The 18,575-nt window shown below is 57.7% G+C and carries 20 protein-coding genes; 8 read left to right on the forward strand and 12 right to left on the reverse strand.

Annotated features, from left to right (window positions below):
- Positions 1-175: 175 nt before the first annotated feature.
- From CLV41_RS16350 to CLV41_RS16390, 9 genes are all read right to left on the reverse strand, one after another.
- The gene (locus CLV41_RS16350) at positions 176-667 is read right to left on the reverse strand and encodes a (2Fe-2S)-binding protein (protein ID WP_103223499.1); all 492 of its coding nucleotides are present in this window, start codon (positions 665-667) and stop codon (positions 176-178) included.
- Positions 668-814: 147 nt separating this feature from the next.
- Positions 815-1,519, reverse strand: coding sequence for an SRPBCC family protein (locus CLV41_RS16355; protein WP_103223500.1), 705 nt, complete (start codon positions 1,517-1,519; stop codon positions 815-817).
- Positions 1,520-1,749: 230 nt separating this feature from the next.
- Positions 1,750-3,996 carry a GGDEF/EAL domain-containing response regulator gene (locus CLV41_RS16360; protein WP_103223501.1) on the reverse strand — a complete coding sequence of 749 codons (2,247 nt, stop codon included), beginning with the start codon at positions 3,994-3,996 and terminating at the stop codon, positions 1,750-1,752.
- 1 nt (position 3,997) lies between these two features.
- Positions 3,998-5,575, reverse strand: a complete 1,578-nt coding sequence (locus tag CLV41_RS16365; protein WP_208987547.1) for a sensor histidine kinase — start codon at positions 5,573-5,575, stop codon at positions 3,998-4,000.
- Between the two features lie 445 nt (positions 5,576-6,020).
- On the reverse strand, positions 6,021-6,824 hold the full coding sequence (locus tag CLV41_RS16370; protein WP_103223503.1) for a response regulator transcription factor: 804 nt from the start codon (positions 6,822-6,824) through the stop codon (positions 6,021-6,023).
- Between the two features lie 298 nt (positions 6,825-7,122).
- On the reverse strand, positions 7,123-8,469 hold the full coding sequence (locus CLV41_RS16375) for a FliI/YscN family ATPase (protein ID WP_103223504.1): 1,347 nt from the start codon (positions 8,467-8,469) through the stop codon (positions 7,123-7,125).
- Complete coding sequence (locus CLV41_RS16380) at positions 8,438-9,250, reverse strand: hypothetical protein (protein WP_103223505.1); 813 nt, start codon at positions 9,248-9,250, stop codon at positions 8,438-8,440. The genes CLV41_RS16375 and CLV41_RS16380 overlap by 32 nt, the downstream gene beginning before the upstream one ends.
- A complete protein-coding gene (flgF, locus tag CLV41_RS16385) occupies positions 9,247-9,978 on the reverse strand; it encodes a flagellar basal-body rod protein FlgF (RefSeq protein WP_103223506.1) in 732 nt (243 codons plus the stop codon). The genes CLV41_RS16380 and flgF overlap by 4 nt, the downstream gene beginning before the upstream one ends.
- Before the next feature lie 3 nt (positions 9,979-9,981).
- A complete protein-coding gene (locus CLV41_RS16390; protein ID WP_103223507.1) occupies positions 9,982-10,770 on the reverse strand; it encodes a DUF1217 domain-containing protein in 789 nt (262 codons plus the stop codon).
- A gap of 185 nt (positions 10,771-10,955) precedes the next feature.
- Here CLV41_RS16390 and motA point away from each other — a divergent pair, with 185 nt between their 5' ends.
- The 8 genes from motA to CLV41_RS16430 all read left to right on the forward strand — a co-directional run bounded on the left by motA (position 10,956) and on the right by CLV41_RS16430 (position 17,150).
- Entirely contained in the window at positions 10,956-11,849 is an 894-nt protein-coding gene (gene motA / locus CLV41_RS16395) for a flagellar motor stator protein MotA (RefSeq protein ID WP_103223508.1), read from the forward strand.
- 3 nt (positions 11,850-11,852) lie between these two features.
- Positions 11,853-12,812: a flagellar motor switch protein FliM gene (locus CLV41_RS16400; RefSeq protein WP_103223509.1), complete on the forward strand. Its 960-nt coding sequence runs from the start codon at positions 11,853-11,855 to the stop codon at positions 12,810-12,812.
- On the forward strand, positions 12,793-13,368 hold the full coding sequence (locus CLV41_RS16405) for a hypothetical protein (protein ID WP_103223510.1): 576 nt from the start codon (positions 12,793-12,795) through the stop codon (positions 13,366-13,368). Before CLV41_RS16400 ends, CLV41_RS16405 begins: the two co-directional genes overlap by 20 nt.
- Positions 13,369-13,484: 116 nt before the next feature.
- Entirely contained in the window at positions 13,485-13,760 is a 276-nt protein-coding gene (fliN, locus tag CLV41_RS16410) for a flagellar motor switch protein FliN (RefSeq protein WP_208977825.1), read from the forward strand.
- Positions 13,761-13,811: 51 nt separating this feature from the next.
- Positions 13,812-14,879 carry a flagellar motor switch protein FliG gene (locus CLV41_RS16415; protein ID WP_103223512.1) on the forward strand — a complete coding sequence of 356 codons (1,068 nt, stop codon included), beginning with the start codon at positions 13,812-13,814 and terminating at the stop codon, positions 14,877-14,879.
- A 51-nt stretch (positions 14,880-14,930) separates the two neighbouring features.
- Positions 14,931-16,007: a flagellar biosynthesis protein FlhB gene (gene flhB, locus CLV41_RS16420; RefSeq protein ID WP_103223513.1), complete on the forward strand. Its 1,077-nt coding sequence runs from the start codon at positions 14,931-14,933 to the stop codon at positions 16,005-16,007.
- A 254-nt stretch (positions 16,008-16,261) separates the two neighbouring features.
- Positions 16,262-16,678 (forward strand): hypothetical protein, encoded by a 417-nt coding sequence (locus tag CLV41_RS16425; protein WP_208987548.1) that lies wholly within the window; start codon positions 16,262-16,264, stop codon positions 16,676-16,678.
- 214 nt (positions 16,679-16,892) lie between these two features.
- Positions 16,893-17,150, forward strand: coding sequence for a hypothetical protein (locus CLV41_RS16430; protein WP_103223634.1), 258 nt, complete (start codon positions 16,893-16,895; stop codon positions 17,148-17,150).
- A 143-nt stretch (positions 17,151-17,293) separates the two neighbouring features.
- Here CLV41_RS16430 and CLV41_RS16435 read toward each other — a convergent pair whose 3' ends face one another.
- Genes CLV41_RS16435 through CLV41_RS16445 form a run of 3 tightly spaced genes read right to left on the reverse strand, consistent with a single transcriptional unit; the run spans position 17,294 to position 18,572 of the window.
- Complete coding sequence (locus CLV41_RS16435) at positions 17,294-17,752, reverse strand: hypothetical protein (RefSeq protein ID WP_103223514.1); 459 nt, start codon at positions 17,750-17,752, stop codon at positions 17,294-17,296.
- The gene (locus CLV41_RS16440) at positions 17,749-18,147 is read right to left on the reverse strand and encodes a hypothetical protein (RefSeq protein ID WP_103223515.1); all 399 of its coding nucleotides are present in this window, start codon (positions 18,145-18,147) and stop codon (positions 17,749-17,751) included. Before CLV41_RS16440 ends, CLV41_RS16435 begins: the two co-directional genes overlap by 4 nt.
- Positions 18,147-18,572 carry a rod-binding protein gene (locus tag CLV41_RS16445; RefSeq protein WP_103223516.1) on the reverse strand — a complete coding sequence of 142 codons (426 nt, stop codon included), beginning with the start codon at positions 18,570-18,572 and terminating at the stop codon, positions 18,147-18,149. The genes CLV41_RS16440 and CLV41_RS16445 overlap by 1 nt, the downstream gene beginning before the upstream one ends.
- Positions 18,573-18,575: the final 3 nt, after the last annotated feature.

The raw sequence follows: 18,575 nt of genomic DNA on the forward strand, positions 1-18,575 counted from the left end.
GGAAAATCTCCTCAGACCGGTCGTCCCGGCAACCGCCGGAACCGGTTTCTGTCTGTCTCAAGACCCGGCGGACAGCCCTCGATTGCCAAATTCCCCCCGGCAACGGATCAAGCTGAACGGTCTTGTTGTCTCTGCGCGGGAATTCCCGCGCGTCAAAGTCAGGAGTGCAGGCCGATTATTCAGCAGCCTGGGCCATACCGGCCATCTGGTCGGAAGCGGCTTTGATCGCCTTGACGATATTATGGTAGCCGGTGCAGCGGCAGATATTGCCCTCCAGCTCGTGGCGGATGGTCTTTTCATCCAGGTTTCCCGGCCCGTGGCGGTTGATCATATCCAGAGCGCTCAGGATCATCCCGGGTGTGCAGAAACCGCATTGCAGACCATGATGCTCGCGGAATGCGGCCTGGATCGGATGCAACGCGCCATCTCTGGCAAGCCCCTCGATGGTCAGGACCTCGGCGCCATCAGCCTGCGCCGCCAGCATTGTGCACGACTTGACGGCCCTGCCGTCCACATGAACGACACAGGCGCCGCATTGCGACGTGTCACAACCGACATGTGTGCCGGTCAGCTCGCGGACTTCGCGGATGAACGAAACAAGCAGCGTCCGGTCTTCGACATCCGCCGAAACAGCCTTGCCGTTCAATACCATCGATACTTTCGACATGAATACCTCTCCCTCATGTAATTCTTCGAGCCTGGACTCAACAGCATCCGGCTTGCCGCCGTGTTCTTTTTTGCTGAAGTCCGGCGGAACGGAAACCGCCAGACCTCAGATTAAGTCGCCCCCCGATTTAAGATTGAGCAACATCGCTCATGTTGCAAGTGCCAGAACAACAATGACAGCCGCCAGAAGGGCCAGACCCCAGACAACGGGTCCACCCAGAACATTCCGGCCGGCAGCCGCTTCCAGATTTTCCTCGGCCTGATGCAACTTCTCTTCAACGGCGTGCTCGGCGTCCTCGATCGCGTGAACGACCTCGTCGGTTGTTTCTTCCAGCGCAATCCGTTTGGCATCCTCAGCCACGCCCGGATCAAGCTGATCGTCAGAAACGCTTTCGGCCTGGTCCTGCGCGGATGTTCCGCCCACCATTTCGGAAAATTTGCCGAAAAACTCTTCCGCCATCTTCCTTGCGGTGGAATCGATCAGCCGGCTGCCGAGCTGGGCGAGCTTTCCACCGACCTGCGCCTTGGCCACATAATTCAGAACGGTCTCATCGCCTTCCTCGGTCAGTTTGACCTCCGCTGAACCTTTGGCGAATCCGGCAACGCCACCCTTGCCTTCCCCTAAAATCGTATAGCTTTCCGGAGCGTTGATATTCTCGAAAGTCACCGCGCCTTTGAACTTGGCTTTGACCGGACCGATTTTGGTGGTCACAGCGGCGGTCATTTCCGTGTCCGAGATTTTTTCAAGGCTCTCGCAACCCGGTATGCAGGCTTTCAGGACCTCCGGATCGTTCAGAGCTTCCCAGACGGTTTCCCGTTTGGCCGGTATCCGGTGGGATCCGTTCATGTCCATTTATCTTCTCCCCATCTCGCGCTTCGGCGAATATTGGCAATGACTTGGCTGCACCTCAACGCAAAAAGGCGTTCAGCGCTGTTGCGTTGATCCCATGAGAGCGTGTTTTGTATAAAATTTCAATCGGTTATCTGCGTGGAAAATCTGTGTAGACCCTACACGGGCAAGCAACCTGCCTTCAGGGCATCAATTGTGAGGGACAAGCTTGACGAAACGGGGTGCAGGGCTCCCTACCCGACAGCCACTCCGGGCCCTGCGGCTTTTTGGACAAAGGCAATGAGATCGGTGCTGCTCAAGGGTTTTGAATAAAAATATCCCTGCAGATAATCGCACCGCAACTCCCGCATGAGCTTGCGCTGACCATCTGTTTCAACGCCTTCCGCCGTGACGCTCAGATCCAGAGCCTGGGCCACCGCGACGATGGATTTGACCACCGCCAGCGCATCCGGATCCTGCTCCATGTTCATGATGAAGCTGCGATCGATCTTGATACCGTCGACCGGAAGCTTGCGCAGATAGCTTAACGACGAATATCCGGTGCCGAAATCGTCTATGACGACCTTCGCCCCCTTGTTGCGCAACCATGTCAGCAGGGACAGCGTGACCTGATCGTTGTTCAGGAACAATCCTTCCGTCACCTCGAAGACAAGACGGTTGAGGGACAAACCCGCGGCCGAGGCGGCATCTTCAATGTCCTTGTAGATCCTGTTTGCCTGGACCTGCTGGGGGGACAGGTTCACATTCAGCCGGACTTGATCGGAAACAGCAGACAATGCGCTGAATTCGGCAAAGGCCGTCTTGAAGATCCAGGCGCCGATTTCGGAGATCAGGCCACTGGTTTCAGCAGCTTCGATCATACGGGCGGTGTTCAGGAAGTTGCCCGACGGGGTACGGAACCGCATCAACGCTTCGAAAGAAGCGATACTCTCGTCCCGTGCCTGCATGATCGGCTGGTAATGCAGGAAGAATTCGGTCTTGTCACTCCCTTCGGTGAGCAGCGAGGCAAGACGAAGACGCTCGAACGCCGCCTCCTGCATCAGGGGATGGAACACCGCGTGATTGGTAAGGCGCTTTTGCCGGACGTCGTTCAACGCAATTGAGGCGTGGCGCACAAGTTGCTCCGCCTCCTGGTGTTCGCCGTCTCCCACAGCCGCAAATCCAAGCCGCATCCTAAAGGTTATCTGGGTGTCGTCCAGCGTGATCGGTTCATGGAAGGCATCTTCCACCCGCGCAACGACATCCTGAATCCGGTTGTCCTCGCCTCCCTTCAGGAGAATGAGGAATTCATCCTTTTCCTTGCGTGCGATCGACAGCGCATCCGGGAACGTTTGCGCCAGCCTGTGACCGGTTTTTTTCAGGACGGCGCCGGCCTTTTCATCGCCGATACCGTCGACGATCACCCGGAACCTTTGAATGTCAGAATGCACGACGAGAAGAGAAGTGTGCTTGGCTGCGTGGCGCTGAAAGGTTTCGATGAACCCCGAAAAGGTCGACAGGCCCGTTATCCGGTCGACGTAGGCAAGATTGCGGATATGCTCCAGAAGGCCGGTCTTCTCGTAGCCGAGCGCTACGTTGGCAACAAAGAGCTGGACGACTTCCGAACCGACGAGTTCCTCAAGCTCCGCCTCCGGCATGGCCAGAAAAAGCGCTCCGGTCATGCCGTTGCGCGTCACGAGCGGCAGGGCGACCCCTTGATGCGATGAACTGGATGTCAGGGTTTCAATGCACTCATGCACCGAGGCCCGGATGGTATCGTCGCCCAGCATATCGATCGGAAGATCGGTCTTGTCAGCAAAATCGCCCAACGCAGCCAGGACCCTGACGTTGGACTTGTCGACGATCCCATAGTCGGGAAGTGCGTCCAGACCGCACAGGAAGCACCCGACGGGCTGACCGATCAGTTGCGTAATCTCCGTTAGAACCGCCGAAGCAAAATCGCTCAGGGCATTCTTTTCGACGATAGCGGCAAAATGCGCATTCAATTGCTTGAGCTTTTGCCGGTTGGCTTCCAGCGACATGACCAGCTTGTAGCCCAGCAATGCCGTAATGATCGCCGTGATCAGCTTGGTACGGGACAGTTCCGCCTTTTCGGCATAGCCGTCGATATCGAATTTCATGATCACGTCGGTTTGCGGCGCATAGCCCGGTTGGCCTGTCCGCAGGATCAAACGCGTGAACTGGTTGTCAAGTTCGGACCGGATCCAGCTGACCAGACCGAGACCCGCAGTGTCGCTTTCCATGACCACGTCCACCAGCGCAACCGCGATATCGTCCTCTTCAAGGAAAATCACGCGTGCTTCCTCAGCGGAAAGAGCATGAAGAAGCTCGAACGGCCTGTCTTCGAAAAGGCAACCGGAAACCGCGATCCTTGTCACCTCATGAACGTCGGGATCGTCATCGACGATCAGAATTTTCCAAGGGGACTTTTTGCTTTTTTCCAGCCTGGGCTTTACGGGCGCAAGAAAGTCCATCACCATTTTATTGAACCCTTTTTCTTATTGGTGTTTGAGCCTTCTGCGGGGCTCTGGCAGGAAATTCAATCGTGAATTCAGTACCCGATCCCACTTCAGAGGTAACAGAAATCGTTCCGTTGAGGGCTTCCGTCACCAGCTGGTAACAGATCGCCATTCCCAGACCGGATCCCCCTTTGCCGAACTTCGTCGTGAAAAATGGTTCAAAGACCTTTTTCAGGTTCTTCTCTGGAATGCCGACGCCGTAATCCCTGCATTTGAAGACGACTGTTTTTTCAGGCTCTCCACCATCACCGTCTTCCTTTGAAGATATGATTTGCGAGGAAAGCCTGATCCGGCCCTGGTCGATGCCCTCATATCCGTGCTTGATGGCATTTTCGACGAAATTGGAAACAAGCTGGCTGACCGCCCCCGGATAACTGTCGATAACTTCGTCTGCATCCAGGTCGAGTTCGATCTCGAATGAGGTTTTCCTGATCGTCGGCTGAAGGGTTGCCAGCGTTTCACGGATGATATGGTCGAAATTGAAAGGCCTTTTCTTCTCGCTCTGCCGGTCGACGGCAACCTGCCGGAAGTTTCCGACAAGCTCCCGCGCCCTGCCAAGCGTCTTTTCAATGATATTGGCCGTGTCGCTGATCCGCCCGACTTCGTTTTCCAGCGCTTCCTTGCTCAGGCTCTGGCGGTCAAGTTCCGTGCGAAGATATCCGGTTGAATCCTTGATCGTCGTCGCGGCCATCAGGGCATTGCCAAGCGGCGTATTCAATTCGTGCGAAACCCCGGCGACCAGCGCCCCCAGTGCCGCCAGATTGTCCGCCTGGATCAGTTCCTCCTGAACCAGCTTGAGCTGTTCCGTCCTGTGAGCAACCAGCTCTTCAAGATTGGTCTGATACTCCTGGATCTTCTTCAGATCCAGGTGACGACGTTGAACCATCAACTGCAGGCTTTCCGCCAGAATGCCTATTTCATCGGCGCGGCCGGCCATCAGTTTCGCTCTCGGAGGATCCTCGATCAAGCGGGGTGTCGACAGATACTCCACGATTGCCGACAGGGGACGGCCGATCAGGCGGCGAAAGACCGTCCGGGTAACGACCGCCAGAAGCAACAGATAGATGATGATGGCCGATACGATGAAACCGACCGTGGAGACGATTTCATAGGAGATCGTGTTCCGGTCGATCAGAATGAAGACCTGGCCGATAGCATCCTTCTGCAGGATCGTGCTGGGAGAATTCAAGGTATAGCTTAATGCCTCGGCCTGCCGGGGCCCGGATGCCGGTTCTCCGAAATTCCCGGTGTCCGGCGTCTCGACCCAGACCCTCTCGACCACTTCAAGGCTTTCAAGACCACGAATGAGCTGCAGGGTAGCATCCGCGTTCACGGTCCAGATCGCCCGCTCAAACGGCCGTTTCGTGGCCTGAAAGAAGGCCTCCGTGACACGGATTGCGCGCGCATGCGCGGCATCCCAGGTGATTTTGGTGAGGATTCCGACGAAGATAATGCCAAGAATTGCGAAGAGGCCAAGCGTGTAAAGTATAAACGTGCGGGACAGGCTCGCCCGGCCCATCTCCTTGGGAGTATATGGCAACGACGCACTGCCGCTAAGACTCAAGACGCCCACCTCGACGTTGTCCTTCCGGTCCGGAAAGACAGGAAACAATACAATTCCGCTTTGATGTGTTTACCTCGCGCAACAGAATAAATTAAGGCGATGAAACCAGCTTAATTTATCGATACGCGATTCAGGGACGCAGCAACATCGCGCTGGAGCCCTATCAACATGTTACGTTCGCTTTGACGGAATTGATCAGAGCGCCGGACTCTCGACACATCTTCGATAGGGTTTCTAAATTTTCCATAAAAATCAATTGTAAATTGAAACACCCCTTGCCTTAACAACTTTGAGAAAGAAACGCGGCTTCCCGTTCGACCACACGATCGCGAGCGGTTTTGCCTCATGCAAAAATCTCTGGCGCAGGTCCATGCCAGACCACCCATCACAATCGAAAGACATTAAACGGTCCGCAGTGTTGCTACGCGCTGACCACGGAAAGGTAAGGCGTCTTGACTGTCCTGTTGTCTGCCGTCTTTTCACTCGCACAAGCAGCCACTTGCGACGCCTGAACGGGTCTGCGGGTGTCTCCGACCTTAGGCTTGGCCGCGGAACCGTCCTTCAGCATGTAGCCGATATAGCGGGTGGATTCGATCGCGTCATAGCCGAGCTTTTTACGGATTTTTTTCCGCAGCTTGGAAATATGGCTTTCGACCACGCACTCATCCACGCCATCGTTCATCACCCCGTAAACCGCGTTGAAAATCTGCGTTTTGGTCACACGGCGACCCTTGTTCTTCACAAGATATTCCAGAATGCGGCGTTCCCGGCGCGGCAATTCCATGACATCGCCGCCGACCAGGGGGTCGCGGCCGTCGAAGAACACTTCGATCGCCCCTGTTCCGGCAGAACTGTTCCGGGCGGTAATGCGGCGGCGAAATGCCCCCACCCTGGCGATGATCTCACGGACGTGCACAGGTTTTCTGAGAACATCGTCCAATCCGGCGGAAAACAGCTCAAGTGTGCTTTCCAGGCTTGCCGCGTCCTGCAGGGCAACGATCTGCGCTTCCGGGCAGCGGTTGCGGATAGACGTGACAAATCCAGCGCGTTCCTCGCTTTCACCGAGCAATATCGCATCGACGGAAGACAGGTCCTGGGCGCTGGTGATTTCCATCCAGTCCAGAAGCTCTGAGGGGTGAAGTTCCAGCGAAGCGTATCCTTCGCGCTCAAATGCCGAGGAATAGCCCGCGGTCACGATCTCTCTCGAGTCTACGATGATAAACATATTAGCCCCTTGGATTTACCAATATCCAATGGGTAAAATTACTCATTCACAAGGTCAACACTTCTTCCCTTATTTGGGGATTGTTTCGAGAAACATAGTAGAGACAACTTGTAATTTCACGGATCAATATAAATAAAAGATCATCCATATTGAGGACAAAGTCACCGATAATTTATCTAAAATCCTAAGCACCTGAAATAGCAGCGAATTCTTTAAAATTATTCGAGTTTGTATATAGGAAAACCATAGCGCTTCAAAGCGCATTTTTTATTTCAGCGTCGGTAAGCAAACAAAGAGTTTACGCGTCCGCGGAAAGCGCTTGAGCAAGCTCGGCAAACGGGTCGGACGGCAGAACCTGGTCTGCACGCTGGCGCATCGCTTCGTAGATTTTTGGAACGAGACGGCAGGCTTTCTCAAGCTGCTCGTCACCTGCGCTCTGGAAACCGCCCATCATGCGCAGATCCTTTGTGTCCTCGTATTGCGAGATCAGCCCCTTGATCCTGTGGATCAGCTCCTGCTGCTCCGGGGTCCAGGCCCGCGTCGCAAGACGGGAGGTGGATTTCAGGACATTTACCGGAGGGTAACGTCCCGATTCCGCAATCTGTCGATCCAGGACGATATGACCGTCAAGCAGACCGCGGATGGTATCGGAAACCGGGTCATTGTGATCGTCTCCGTCCACCAGCACCGAAAAGATACCGGTAATGGACCCTTCGCCGCAGTTTCCCGGTCCCGCCCGTTCGATAAGGCGCGCCAGATCCGCAAACACGCTGGGCGGATAACCGCGGGCGACCGGCGGTTCACCCGCAGCAAGCGCGACATCGCGGGCCGCATGGGCAAATCGGGTAGCCGAATCCAGAATGAGCAGAACCTTGTGGCCGTGGCTGCGGTAGAATTCGGCGACACTCATGGCGGTTTTGGGCGCGAGCCGGCGCTGCATTGCGCTTTCGTCTCCGGTCGAGGCAACCACGACGGAACTGGCCAGCGTCTCACCGAGACTGTCTTCAATGAACTCACGCACCTCGCGGCCGCGCTCGCCCACAAGGCAAACGACCACTGTGTCGAAGTCACCGAAGCCAGCCAGCATGCCGAGCAGCGTGGATTTACCAACACCGGAACCGGCGAAAACGCCAAGCCGCTGCCCGACGCAGAGCGGAGTGAACAGGTCGATCACCCTCACGCCCGTTTTCACGCCGTCTGAAATCTTGGCCCGGTTCATGGCCGGAGGTGGAGCACGGTCCAGCAGGAAGGCCTCCACGCCATGGGTCAACGGCCCCGCTCCGTCGATGGGGTCTCCCAGCGCATTGATGATGCGCCCGCGCCAGCTCATGTCCGGATGAATTGCAAGTCCGCCTGTCACCGAGGCGACACTGCCGATACCTATATCCGTGACACGCTCGAGCGGTTTGACCACGACGTCTTTCTGGTCCAGCCGGATGATTTCGCCTTGCCGGAGGCCGGAACGCCCCTCGAACTGGACAAGGTCTCCCAGACACACGATGCGCGACAGGCCGGACACCCGGATTGCCTCGGAGGAAACCTGCGTCACGCGGCCACTGAGTTTCACGGGACCGATTTCAGTCTCCAGTGACGACAGCGACGCGACAACCTGGTCAAGAGCGTTCAGATGCGGTGCGTTGGGCATGGCGTTCCTGAAGGGCCTTTAATACATCCAGAGGAAGATGGTTGGCTTTGTGCGTCGCAAGACGTCCAAGTCCCTGCTCGTCCGGAAGAGCGGGCTTCTGCGGATGCGCGGCAGGTGCGCCATCAACATAGGAAACCGAGGACGCTCCGGTCCCGGCCGCGGCACTCGCCTTCCCGGCACTGGCCGAAGAAACTTCCTTCGACAACAGATTGGACAGGACAAGTGGCGGGTTGGATTTCTCCGCTATGGAGGCGACTTTCTGACCCAGAAGGTCACCGGTCCTGGCCCCTTGCGGACTGTCGGTGACCCCCGGTGCAACCTCAGGCGCGGCCTCCGGCGTCAGCTCCGGCTTGCGTGCGGGCACCGGTATGCCATCCGTTTCGGAGCTTTCCGTTACGCCAGGCACTTTCGAGGCGTCGGCGACTTGAAGATTAGCCGGCTCATTTTCATCCGCCGAACCGGCCCAGCGATCGCCGGCAGCGCTATAGGCGAGCATGGCGCCGAGCCCGACGGGACCGCCAAGAGCAAATCCGTAAAACGCATTCCCGGCCTTGCGTGCATCGTCGGAAATCCGGTCATTGGTCACCGAGCGGTAGAGTTCCGCGATCCCCGGAATATGCTGCAGCGGATTGATCACATCGAGGAAATCCCCGAAACTGAAGTTTCCACCTGCCTGTTCGGCGGACAACGCGGACCGGCCAGCCGCCGCATGGGCTTCCGGCATGCCTGTGTGCGGTTCCGGCGCCCTGCCGATGGCGGCGGTTACGTCAACCGCGCTCATGAAGTCGCTCCCAGTTCGCGGATCGCCTTTTGCTGGCTTTCATCGCTCATGTCGATCATTTTCGTCGCGCCTTCGAAAGCACGAGAAATCATGATCATCTTGGTCATCTCGCGCACCGGATTGATATTCGCGCCTTCGACAAATCCCTGGCGAATGCCGTGCTGGTCAAAGAACAGCACCGGAGTGGCCGGAACATCCGGAATGACCGCCGAATTGTCCTTGCGCGTCAGCTTCGCCTCCTCCGGAATGCGGAACAGCCCGACCTGTCCAACCACACCGATCTCACGCTGCGAGATTTCTCCCGATTGGGTAATCAGCGGCGTCCCGGCTTCCGGATCCACAGAAATAGGCTGCCCCCCGGTCCCCAGAATGACCTGGCCGGTCAGCGTTTGAAGTGTTCCGTCCTGCGTGATCTGCAAGCGGCCATCCCTGGTATAGGAAACCGTGCCGTTCGCATCCCGGATCGCGAACCAGCCATCGCCCTCGATCGCCATGTCGAGCGGATTGTCCGTCTTGTTCAGGCTTCCGATCTGACGCGAGATGTATTTCTCCCCGCCGGTCGAAAAACTCACCTTGTTCTGACCGGCTTGGGAGACCAGTTCCGCGAACTTGACCTCGTCCGCCCGGTAGCCCGCCGTGTTCATGTTGGCGACATTCCGGGCGACGGTTTCCAGACGGTTGGACAGAGCGACCTGCGCCGAAAGCGCGACATAGAGAGCGGACTGCATGGATCAAAAGCCTCCGAGGCGGAATTTCTGAATACTGGCGAGAAGACTTTCGCCCATCTGTACGATGCCGTTGCTGTTCCCGAGGATGGTCAGGGCCGGAGACTGGCTGGCCTGGGAATCGTTCGAAAGATCGTAGAGCGCGGAAAACCGGGTCAGGAAATCAGCCAGATAGTCGGGATCGCCGAACTGGTCGAACTCGAGCCGTTCCTCCAGATAGGCGGCCTGCTTGTCGATGTCGCCCATCGCGAATGCCTGCGGCAGGCCAAGTGCGGTGTAAACGGTTTCGGCCAGCGCCGGATCGGCAAGCACATCGTAGGCGTTGGTGATATCGGCAGCCTTGCGCTCGAAATAAAGGGCAAGACGAACCCCCTGGTTCTGTTCGCCTTCGCGAACCTCCAGCGTCTGGCGGTAGTATTTGTCGACGATCCCTTCCTGGGTTCGGGAAAAGGATGTCGTCGTCGATCCGTAGCGCTCGAAGTTGAAGGTCTCGGCGAATTCCTTGTATCTCGTATCCACGAGCTTGTTGGCGAAGGAATCGCTTTCCGTAACGCCCTCTTCCAGCACTTTCCGCATGAATGCCTTGGCATAGGTCATGTCTTCCAGACCCATGGCCTTCATCGCGTAATTGTAGATGCGGTCATCCGCCAGGAAATCGTCGACAGACTTAATGTCGCGGATATTTTCCCGGTAGTATTCAGTCTGGCGTTCGACCGTCGGATCCGCTTCCACGCTCTTCAACGAACGCTCCATATTCGATCTGACGAGCTGCACCTGGGTCAACGTGTTGATCATGTCCTCATCCCTCCTGGCGGGCAAAAGAATTTGAGGAATTTTCACGCGGCGAGCTTACGCCAGGCTGACCGCGGCCAGGAAGCGCCAATACCGGCCAAAACGCCACCGCGTCAGCTTCGGACAAGTCTCACCTCCTAGCGTTCTCCCAATCACAGTCGATTTTCTCACCAGTCGGGAGCTTTTAGGTGACCATTCTTATTGGCCTGTTCATTGCGGGCGCTTCCCTTATCGGTGGATTTGCCGCACTCGGCGGCAAGGTCTCCGTTCTTTGGCAACCCTGGGAGCTCCTCATCATCCTGGGTGTTGCCGTTGGTGCATTCGTCGTCGCCAACCCGATGAAAACCATCCGGGGAACGGTGTTCGCGGTATCCGACGCGCTGCGGAACGCGGTTCCCAACAAACGCGAATACCTGGACGTGCTGGCACTGCTTTACGGACTGATGCGCGAGTTGCGCGCCAAGGGACGGAACCAGGTCGAACCGCATATCGAAGACCCGAACACGTCGCAGATCTTTCAAAAATATCCGACGGTTCTGCGCAACGCCAACCTGACGACCTTCATCTGCGACTATTTCCGTCTGATCATCGTCGGCAATGCCCGCGCTCATGAGATCGAGGCACTGGTGGACGAGGAGCTGCAGACGATCCATCGCGATCAGATGAAACCGTTCCACGCCATGAGCAGCGTCGCCGACGCCCTGCCGGCGATCGGGATCATCGCGGCCGTGCTCGGCGTCATCAAGGCAATGGGCGCGATCGACCAGTCCCCTCAGCTGCTCGGCAGCCTGATCGGCGCCGCACTGGTGGGAACCTTCGTCGGCATCTTCTTCTCCTATTCCCTCTTCGGCCCGCTGGCCGTGAAGATCAAGAACGTGCGGGAATCCCGGCTGCGGACCTACATCGTCGTCAAGCAGACCCTCCTCGCCTTCATGAACGGCGCCGATCCGCAGATCGCTCTGGAGCATGGCCGCAAGACCATTTCCGATTACGACCGCCCGACCATCGACGAGGTTGAAAACGAGACCATGAGCGCGGGGTCCGGCGGCGACAACGTCCAGGACCTTCAGGGAGCGGCATAAGTCATGATCGAAGCAGCAACAGCAAATTCCGGTGGTTCCAGCTCCGAGCGGGCCATGATCGCCGACCGCCTGCTGGACGCAGCCGGGATCTCCGTAGACCGTCTGCCGATGCTTCCGGTGGTGTTCGACCGCATGGCACGCCTCATGGCGGACGCCATGCGGCAGAAGTCCCCCTCACCTTCCTATATCTCGGTGAGCTACGTCGAAAACAACCGCATCGGCGACATTCTGGACGAATTCGAATCCAATGCGCTGGTGGCGGTGCTCTATTCTCCCGAATGGGACGCCCGCGTTCTTGTCGGTTTTGACCGCGACTTCATTTTCACGCTGGTGGACGTGCTTTTCGGCGCCGATGGAACGGAACCGCCGATAGATGACGAACGCCCCTTCTCCAACATCGAAACCCGCATCGCGCGCACCATGTTCGAGGTGGCTTCCAAAGCCCTGGCTGAATCCTTCGCGCCGATCGCGGAAACGACGCTCAGGATCGAGCGCGTGGAAAGCCGCATGGACTTCGCCGTCGTCGGCCGCCGCAACAACCCGGCCGTGGTCGCACGTTTGCTGCAGCAGGCAATAGGCCGTGGCGGCGAGGTGTTCGTGGTCATGCCGCATTCCACCCTCAATCCGCTGCGCCAGCGCCTCTCACAGGTCCTTTCCGGTGAAATGTCGGGCCGCGACAAACAGTGGACGCAGCACTTCCACAACGAAATCCAGCGCACCGAAGTCAGGCTGGAGGCCATCCTGGAAGAACGCGAAATGTCGCTCGGCGAACTTTCGGCCCTGAGGGTCGGCCAGACCATCGAGCTTCAGGCGACCGCACGGAGCCCGGTCACCCTTTCCTGCAACGACCAGCCGATCTTCACCTGTCAGCTCGGACAGCTGGACGGGTCCTACACGCTGCAGATCGAAGAACTCATTCATGAGGAAGAAAAGGATCTTTTCGATGATCTCCGCAATCGTTGATGGCGTCCTCCTGATCGCGCTCGTCGCGACGACGGTCCGGATGCTGGCCATGCACCGGGAGCTGCGGCGCCTCGGAACATATCACGCCGATTACCAGCGTATTTTCGACCAGACGGTACTGGCTCTGGACGGGATCGAAGTCTCCATCCAGGAGATCAACGTCAAGAGCGCGCAGATCCTCAATGCTCTCGGCAACCGCATGGACGATGCGCGCGAACTCATCGCCGAGATAGACGGGCTGACACGCGAAGCCAAGCGCCAGCAAACGGTTTTGCGGGCGGAACTGAAGGAGCTTTCCAAGGCAACGGCCCTGTTCGAGACGTCAAGCCGGCTTACGCCAGCAAGGGACGACCTGGAGATCTTCGCGGATTCGGACACACCGCTCGCTCCCCTGCAGCACGCGGGCGTCATGACCGCCGGCAGAGCCCAAAAGGACACGGCGTCCATTCACCGGGGCGAAACGCCGAAGCCGGTCCCGGCCCGCGTTCACCGGATCGACAACCCTGGCGGAAGTCCGTTCCGCACCGTTTCCATGAACCAAAAGGATAAGATGTAATGTCCGACACTGTTATTGATCACGTTTCCGCGGATGCGGGTGTGAAGACGAAACCGGCCGAAGCGGCGAATTTCGCCAAGGTTGAATCTCCGCCCAGGGACAGTTCGCCCGGCACCATGGGGGACGACAAGAACCTCGACACGATCCTGGGTATTCCGGTCAATATTCAGGTTGTTCTGGGTTCCGCGACGATGCTGGTGTCCAACCTTTTGAAACTCGGCCGTGGCGCGGTCATTCCGCTCAATCACCGTGTCGGCGAACCGATCGACATCGTCGTGAACGGCCGGGTGATCGCGCGCGGCGAAGTGGTGGTCGTCGAAGACGATAATTCCCGTTTCGGTGTCTCTCTCACGGAAATCATCAGCGCGCAAAACGGCGGTCTGGACATCTGATCCAGAAGCTAACCGGCCCGTAGCCCCAGGTCTCCTCAGGAACGTGTGACAATGTCGAGCACTGCCAATGCCGCGGCCGCGGCGCAATCCGCGAGCTTCTCCAATCCTCCTTCTCCGCCCGCGCGCCGCCTGAACGGCGTGCAAAGGGTGGCGGCACTTCTTTTGTCGCTGGGCAAGACCAGCTCCCAGAAGCTGCTGCAGCATTTCGACCAGGAAGAAATCCGCATGATCACCGTCTCCGCGGCACAGCTGGGAACGGTGGCATCGGAAGAACTCGACCGGCTGGCCGAGGAATTTATCGAACAGTTTTCCCACGGCACGACCCTCTACGGATCCGCCAATGAAGTTGAAAAGATGCTGGAGGGGATCCTTCCTGACGATCAGCTTTCTGACATCATGTCGGATGTGCTCGGCAATTCGAACCGCTCCATCTGGGACCGCCTGACCACGGTTTCTGAGACCGTCTTTGCAAATTATCTCCTCAAGGAGCATCCCCAGACCGCCGCCTTGATCCTCACCAAGATCAAACCCGCCGCGGCGGCCAAGGTTCTGGGCCAGGTCAACGGCGAAACGCGCAACCAGCTTGTCCGCAGAATGCTGTCCATCAAGGCGGTGGTTCCGGAAATCATGCGCGACGTGGAAAAGACCATGCACGAGGATTTCATGCTCAACCTGTCCGGAACCCTGGAGGCCGATTCCCATGCCCGCATGGCGGACATCCTGAACAAGATGGACCGCGAGCATATGGAGGACGCGCTGGATAACCTCAATGTGGTCAAACCGAAAACGGCGGAACTTCTCAAGGGCCTGCTGTTTACCTTCGACGACGTCATCAATCTCAACGCCCGGACCCGGATGGCGATTTTCGATCAGATCCCGACCGACCGGATCGTCCTGGCGCTGAAGGGAACCAACGCGCAGTTCCGCGAAGTCATCCTGTCGTCCCTGACCTCCCGTGCGCGGCGCATTGCCGAGCATGAGCTGGCGGCAGGCGAACCGGCCGCGCAGCGCGACGTTCTGGATGCCCGCAGCGCGATCACCAACCTGGCGCTGGAAATGGCCGGCAGGGGCGAGATCGAACTGAATCCGAAACAGGACGACGGCGCATTTTTCGCCTGACCGCTGCCGGACCGGAAATGCGGCGCCGCGGGCCAGGAGACGGATCGCTGAATGTCGGAAGAGACAGACAAGGACTCAAAAACAGAAGAACCGACCGAGAAAAAGGTTCGGGATGCAATCGAGAAAGGCAACACTCCGGTTTCGCGAGAAGCACCGGTCCTTGCCACTTTCGTTGCCGCCCTGCTGATCGGTGGTTTCGTGGTGACATCGGGAGCACGCCAGCTTGTCGGAAAGCTGACCCATCTCCTGGATCTCTCGGGAGGAGTGAGACTTGGAAACAGCGCCGACGCATTGCTGCTCTCCCACGCGGTTTCAATCGAGACCGCCGTGTTCCTTGCCCCTGTCATCGCGCTGTTGTCTGTCGCCGGCCTGGCTTCGGCATTCCTTCAGAACACCCCGAGCATCGTCTTTCACCGGATCAAACCGGATTTTTCGAAACTTTCGCCCTCGAAAGGCTGGAAGCGGATTTTCGGGGCACAGGGCCTTGTTGAATTTCTCAAGGCGGTTTTCAAGTTCACCACGGTCAGCGCCATCGTGTTTGGCCAGTTCCGGGCAAATGAAGTGGAACTGATCAACGCCATGTTTACAGACCCCAGCGCGTTGCCAGAAACGATCCTGCAGATTTCAATGCGGCTGATCGCCGGCGTTTGTATCGTCACAATCCTGCTGGTGACCGTCGATGTCCTGTGGTCGCGCTCGCACTGGCGCAAAAATCTGCGCATGAGCAAGCAGGAAATCAAGGACGAACACAAGCAGATGGAAGGCGACCCGATCGTCAAGGCCCGCCAGCGCTCGCTGGCGCGCGACAGGGCCCGCAACCGCATGATGTCCGCCGTGCCGCAGGCTACCCTGGTCATCGCCAACCCGACCCATTTCGCCGTCGCCTTGCGCTATGACGGCGACCAGAGCCCGGCGCCGGTTGTGGTCGCCAAGGGACAGGACCTGATCGCCCTGAAGATCAGGGAGATCGCGGAAACCAACAACATTCCGGTGATCGAAGACATTCAACTGGCGCGCTCTCTTTACGCGGCCACGGAAATCGAACGCATGATACCACCGGAATTCTATAGAGCGGTTGCAGAAATTATCTGTTATGTGTACTCACGCCAAACAAGAACTGCAGTATAGATGAAGTCGTGGTCAGATTAGTCCATCGCACCGGATTAATCCTCGTTACGGCTGGAGTTAGGGACGTTTGATTTTGGGTTTATCGGCGAAGCAAATTCGGTCTTCCGGCCGCACGCGGAATCTTTCGGCGCGCGGCGCGCACCTGGTGCTCCAACAACGCGCGAACCTTGAATACACGACCCGGACTGTGCTTGGCTCTTCCAATCGAATTGGAGGTGCCGGTTATGCAAGATCTGCCTGAAGGCGACAGAAACATGTCAACCGGCCTTTCCAGCGACCGGCAGCGCCAGGAGGCGATAGCCTCGGCCCTGACGGATTTCATCGAAGACCTGAAGCTCGTCGATGTGGTCGATTTCGTCGCCTATATCCGCACCGACCAGCACGGCAACATCGAGGAACTGATCAAGACCGCGGCCGAGCTGTACTTCAAGGAAGGATCCTTGCGCTACTCCATGGCCGCCCAGGCGGATGTCGAATGGGAAACCACGCCGAAGATCTCGCTCGATCTCGAATTCTTCAATAAAGGCGCGTGGATCTATTTCACCGTCGTGCTGGCCTGGCCGGACAATGCGGTCAACGTCTCCTACGTCGAGGTGCCCGACGCCGCCGGCGACAAGGTGAAGGAGACGGAGTTGTTGCTGGATGCCTTGAAGGATGCACGGCTGAGGTAGGGACGAGGCGTCTTTCGACACATGCGCCTTGTTTCAGCCAGTCGATTTTCCACTGAAGCGCTTCACGCGACACGGCGCCATTGACCTGGTCTTTCTCAATTTCAACGGACCTCCTGGTTCCGCCAAGCGCTCAATTGATTTGTAGTGTTACAATCACCCCGAGCGCACTCAACCGCGTCAGAACGGCATTGTTTCAACCATGGAAACGGCGAGCATGAAGAAGATCCCGATACCGGAGGAACCGGCACACATGGTGACGGCAATCGTCGCTTATGCCGGTATCGCCAAGCGGCTGCATCTGGAGCTTTCAAACCACGCCGGCAGCACAGGTGTAGATCTTGAAGCCATTAAGGCCGATCTGATCAACGAGGCCAAAAAGGCGGTGCCGCATGGTGATTTCGCACGAGACGAAATTGGCGTCTACAACACGATTTTCCAGGCCATTGACACGATCTTCAATCCTGTTGCGTGAGCCCGGAAATCGATGCACGGGAATGCGCTGTCAGTTTCATGTCTCTTGAGAGGCGACCTCCAAAAAAAACGGCGCCTGCATAAAAGCAAGCGCCGGTGCCTGGGAGGCGGCAGTGAAAAAAACAAGGCAGGGGCCCCTGCCCGTTAATGCGTCATCACGACGTCCTGGTCGAAATAGTTCAGTTCTTCCACCAGTACGTCCCGGATCACGGAGCGGCCCAAACGGGCGTTGGTCTTCTGTTTCAGGCCCTCGGTGAACTTGTCCAGGTCGTAGCGTTCCAGGTTTCTGAAATCGAGGTGGCTGTCCGAATAAAGCACGCGGAAGGCCTCATCGACCAGGAACGGATGAGGCGGTACAGGCAGACGGCGCAGGACTTCGGCATCGGCGGTGAAGACCAGCTTGGCGACGACGTAGCCCTGCAAGGCTCCCTCGAACAGGATCGGAACGTTGACCGGCTTGAGCGTTTCATAGTCGAGACCGACGAAATTTGCCTCGCCGTTCACGCCGATCCGCTTCTGGGAGGCGATATATTGCGCGGTCGCATATCCCGACACCAGCATGGTGGCCGCCATCCAGATGCCGGCAATCAGGATTTTCGTCATCGCGCGGGCTCCGGAAACGGCGCCTGGTAGGTGCCGTCGGAGTCGAAATCGATCATCGTCCTGGACATCATCTGCACCACTTCGGAAACCGCATTCATATGCAGTCTCAAGAGACCGACATTTTCTTCCAGCACTTCCTTGAACTCCGCCAGATCGGCTTTCAGCTCCCTGGAGAAGGCATTCGGCGGAACTGCCGAACGAGCTCGCGAAAGGTCCAGAAGCGCCTGGCTCTTGGCATATTCGAACCGTTTGAGATCTGCGATCGGATCGGCGCGCAGCGCCAGGGTTTCATCACGCACGGCATTGCTCGCACGCTTGACCGCGACGATCAGCGGCGCCGAATGCACCGGGTTGGGAACCTGTTCCTGAATGGCGATTTCCTGGCCGGCGTCCATTATGCTTTTACTCCGTGATCAAGCGTGTTTGAAATCATGTCCGCGATTCCCACCCCGCCGCTGGCGGCAAGCTGATTGGCGACCTGTTCGGCGAGCATCGATTTCCAGATCTCTCCCGTGGCCCCCTCACCGAAGATAGCTTCGGAGTTTTCAGGCAGCATCGTTTCCACGAACTGGGTGAGGATCATGGCTTCGAACTTCTCGGCAGGCGATTTATTCGCCCCGGAAGATTTTGCAGCCTCGGGACTGTAGCGGTTGAACGCCGCCGTCGTGCTGGCGGAAGCATCGGCAAAGGCGAGTGGGAAATCTGCTCCCGACCCCGAAACGGCGATGGATTTCAATCGGCTGGTGGCGGCCTGAAGACTGGCCGGGTCCGCGGCCTTGGCAACATCCAGGATCAGGTCGGACGGGGGCGAAATCGCCATAAG

Source organism: Roseibium marinum, assembly GCF_002906165.1.
GTDB classification, from domain to species: Bacteria; Pseudomonadota; Alphaproteobacteria; order Rhizobiales; family Stappiaceae; genus Roseibium; species Roseibium marinum.

Excerpts from the sequence above, each read along its gene's own strand:
- CLV41_RS16440 (WP_103223515.1), bottom strand. The coding sequence starts at position 18,147 with ATGGACGCCGGCCAGGAAATCGCCATTCAGGAACAGGTTCCCAACCCG.
- flhB (WP_103223513.1), top strand. The coding sequence starts at position 14,931 with ATGTCGGAAGAGACAGACAAGGACTCAAAAACAGAAGAACCGACCGAG.
- fliN (WP_208977825.1), top strand. The coding sequence starts at position 13,485 with ATGGGGGACGACAAGAACCTCGACACGATCCTGGGTATTCCGGTCAAT.
- CLV41_RS16370 (WP_103223503.1), bottom strand. The coding sequence starts at position 6,824 with ATGTTTATCATCGTAGACTCGAGAGAGATCGTGACCGCGGGCTATTCC.
- CLV41_RS16405 (WP_103223510.1), top strand. The coding sequence starts at position 12,793 with ATGATCTCCGCAATCGTTGATGGCGTCCTCCTGATCGCGCTCGTCGCG.
- CLV41_RS16390 (WP_103223507.1), bottom strand. The coding sequence starts at position 10,770 with ATGATCAACACGTTGACCCAGGTGCAGCTCGTCAGATCGAATATGGAG.
- flgF (WP_103223506.1), bottom strand. The coding sequence starts at position 9,978 with ATGCAGTCCGCTCTCTATGTCGCGCTTTCGGCGCAGGTCGCTCTGTCC.
- CLV41_RS16415 (WP_103223512.1), top strand. The coding sequence starts at position 13,812 with ATGTCGAGCACTGCCAATGCCGCGGCCGCGGCGCAATCCGCGAGCTTC.
- CLV41_RS16350 (WP_103223499.1), bottom strand. The coding sequence starts at position 667 with ATGTCGAAAGTATCGATGGTATTGAACGGCAAGGCTGTTTCGGCGGAT.
- CLV41_RS16375 (WP_103223504.1), bottom strand. The coding sequence starts at position 8,469 with ATGCCCAACGCACCGCATCTGAACGCTCTTGACCAGGTTGTCGCGTCG.
- CLV41_RS16380 (WP_103223505.1), bottom strand. The coding sequence starts at position 9,250 with ATGAGCGCGGTTGACGTAACCGCCGCCATCGGCAGGGCGCCGGAACCG.
- CLV41_RS16355 (WP_103223500.1), bottom strand. The coding sequence starts at position 1,519 with ATGGACATGAACGGATCCCACCGGATACCGGCCAAACGGGAAACCGTC.
- CLV41_RS16435 (WP_103223514.1), bottom strand. The coding sequence starts at position 17,752 with ATGACGAAAATCCTGATTGCCGGCATCTGGATGGCGGCCACCATGCTG.
- CLV41_RS16445 (WP_103223516.1), bottom strand. The coding sequence starts at position 18,572 with ATGGCGATTTCGCCCCCGTCCGACCTGATCCTGGATGTTGCCAAGGCC.
- CLV41_RS16400 (WP_103223509.1), top strand. The coding sequence starts at position 11,853 with ATGATCGAAGCAGCAACAGCAAATTCCGGTGGTTCCAGCTCCGAGCGG.
- CLV41_RS16430 (WP_103223634.1), top strand. The coding sequence starts at position 16,893 with ATGAAGAAGATCCCGATACCGGAGGAACCGGCACACATGGTGACGGCA.
- CLV41_RS16425 (WP_208987548.1), top strand. The coding sequence starts at position 16,262 with ATGTCAACCGGCCTTTCCAGCGACCGGCAGCGCCAGGAGGCGATAGCC.
- CLV41_RS16360 (WP_103223501.1), bottom strand. The coding sequence starts at position 3,996 with ATGGTGATGGACTTTCTTGCGCCCGTAAAGCCCAGGCTGGAAAAAAGC.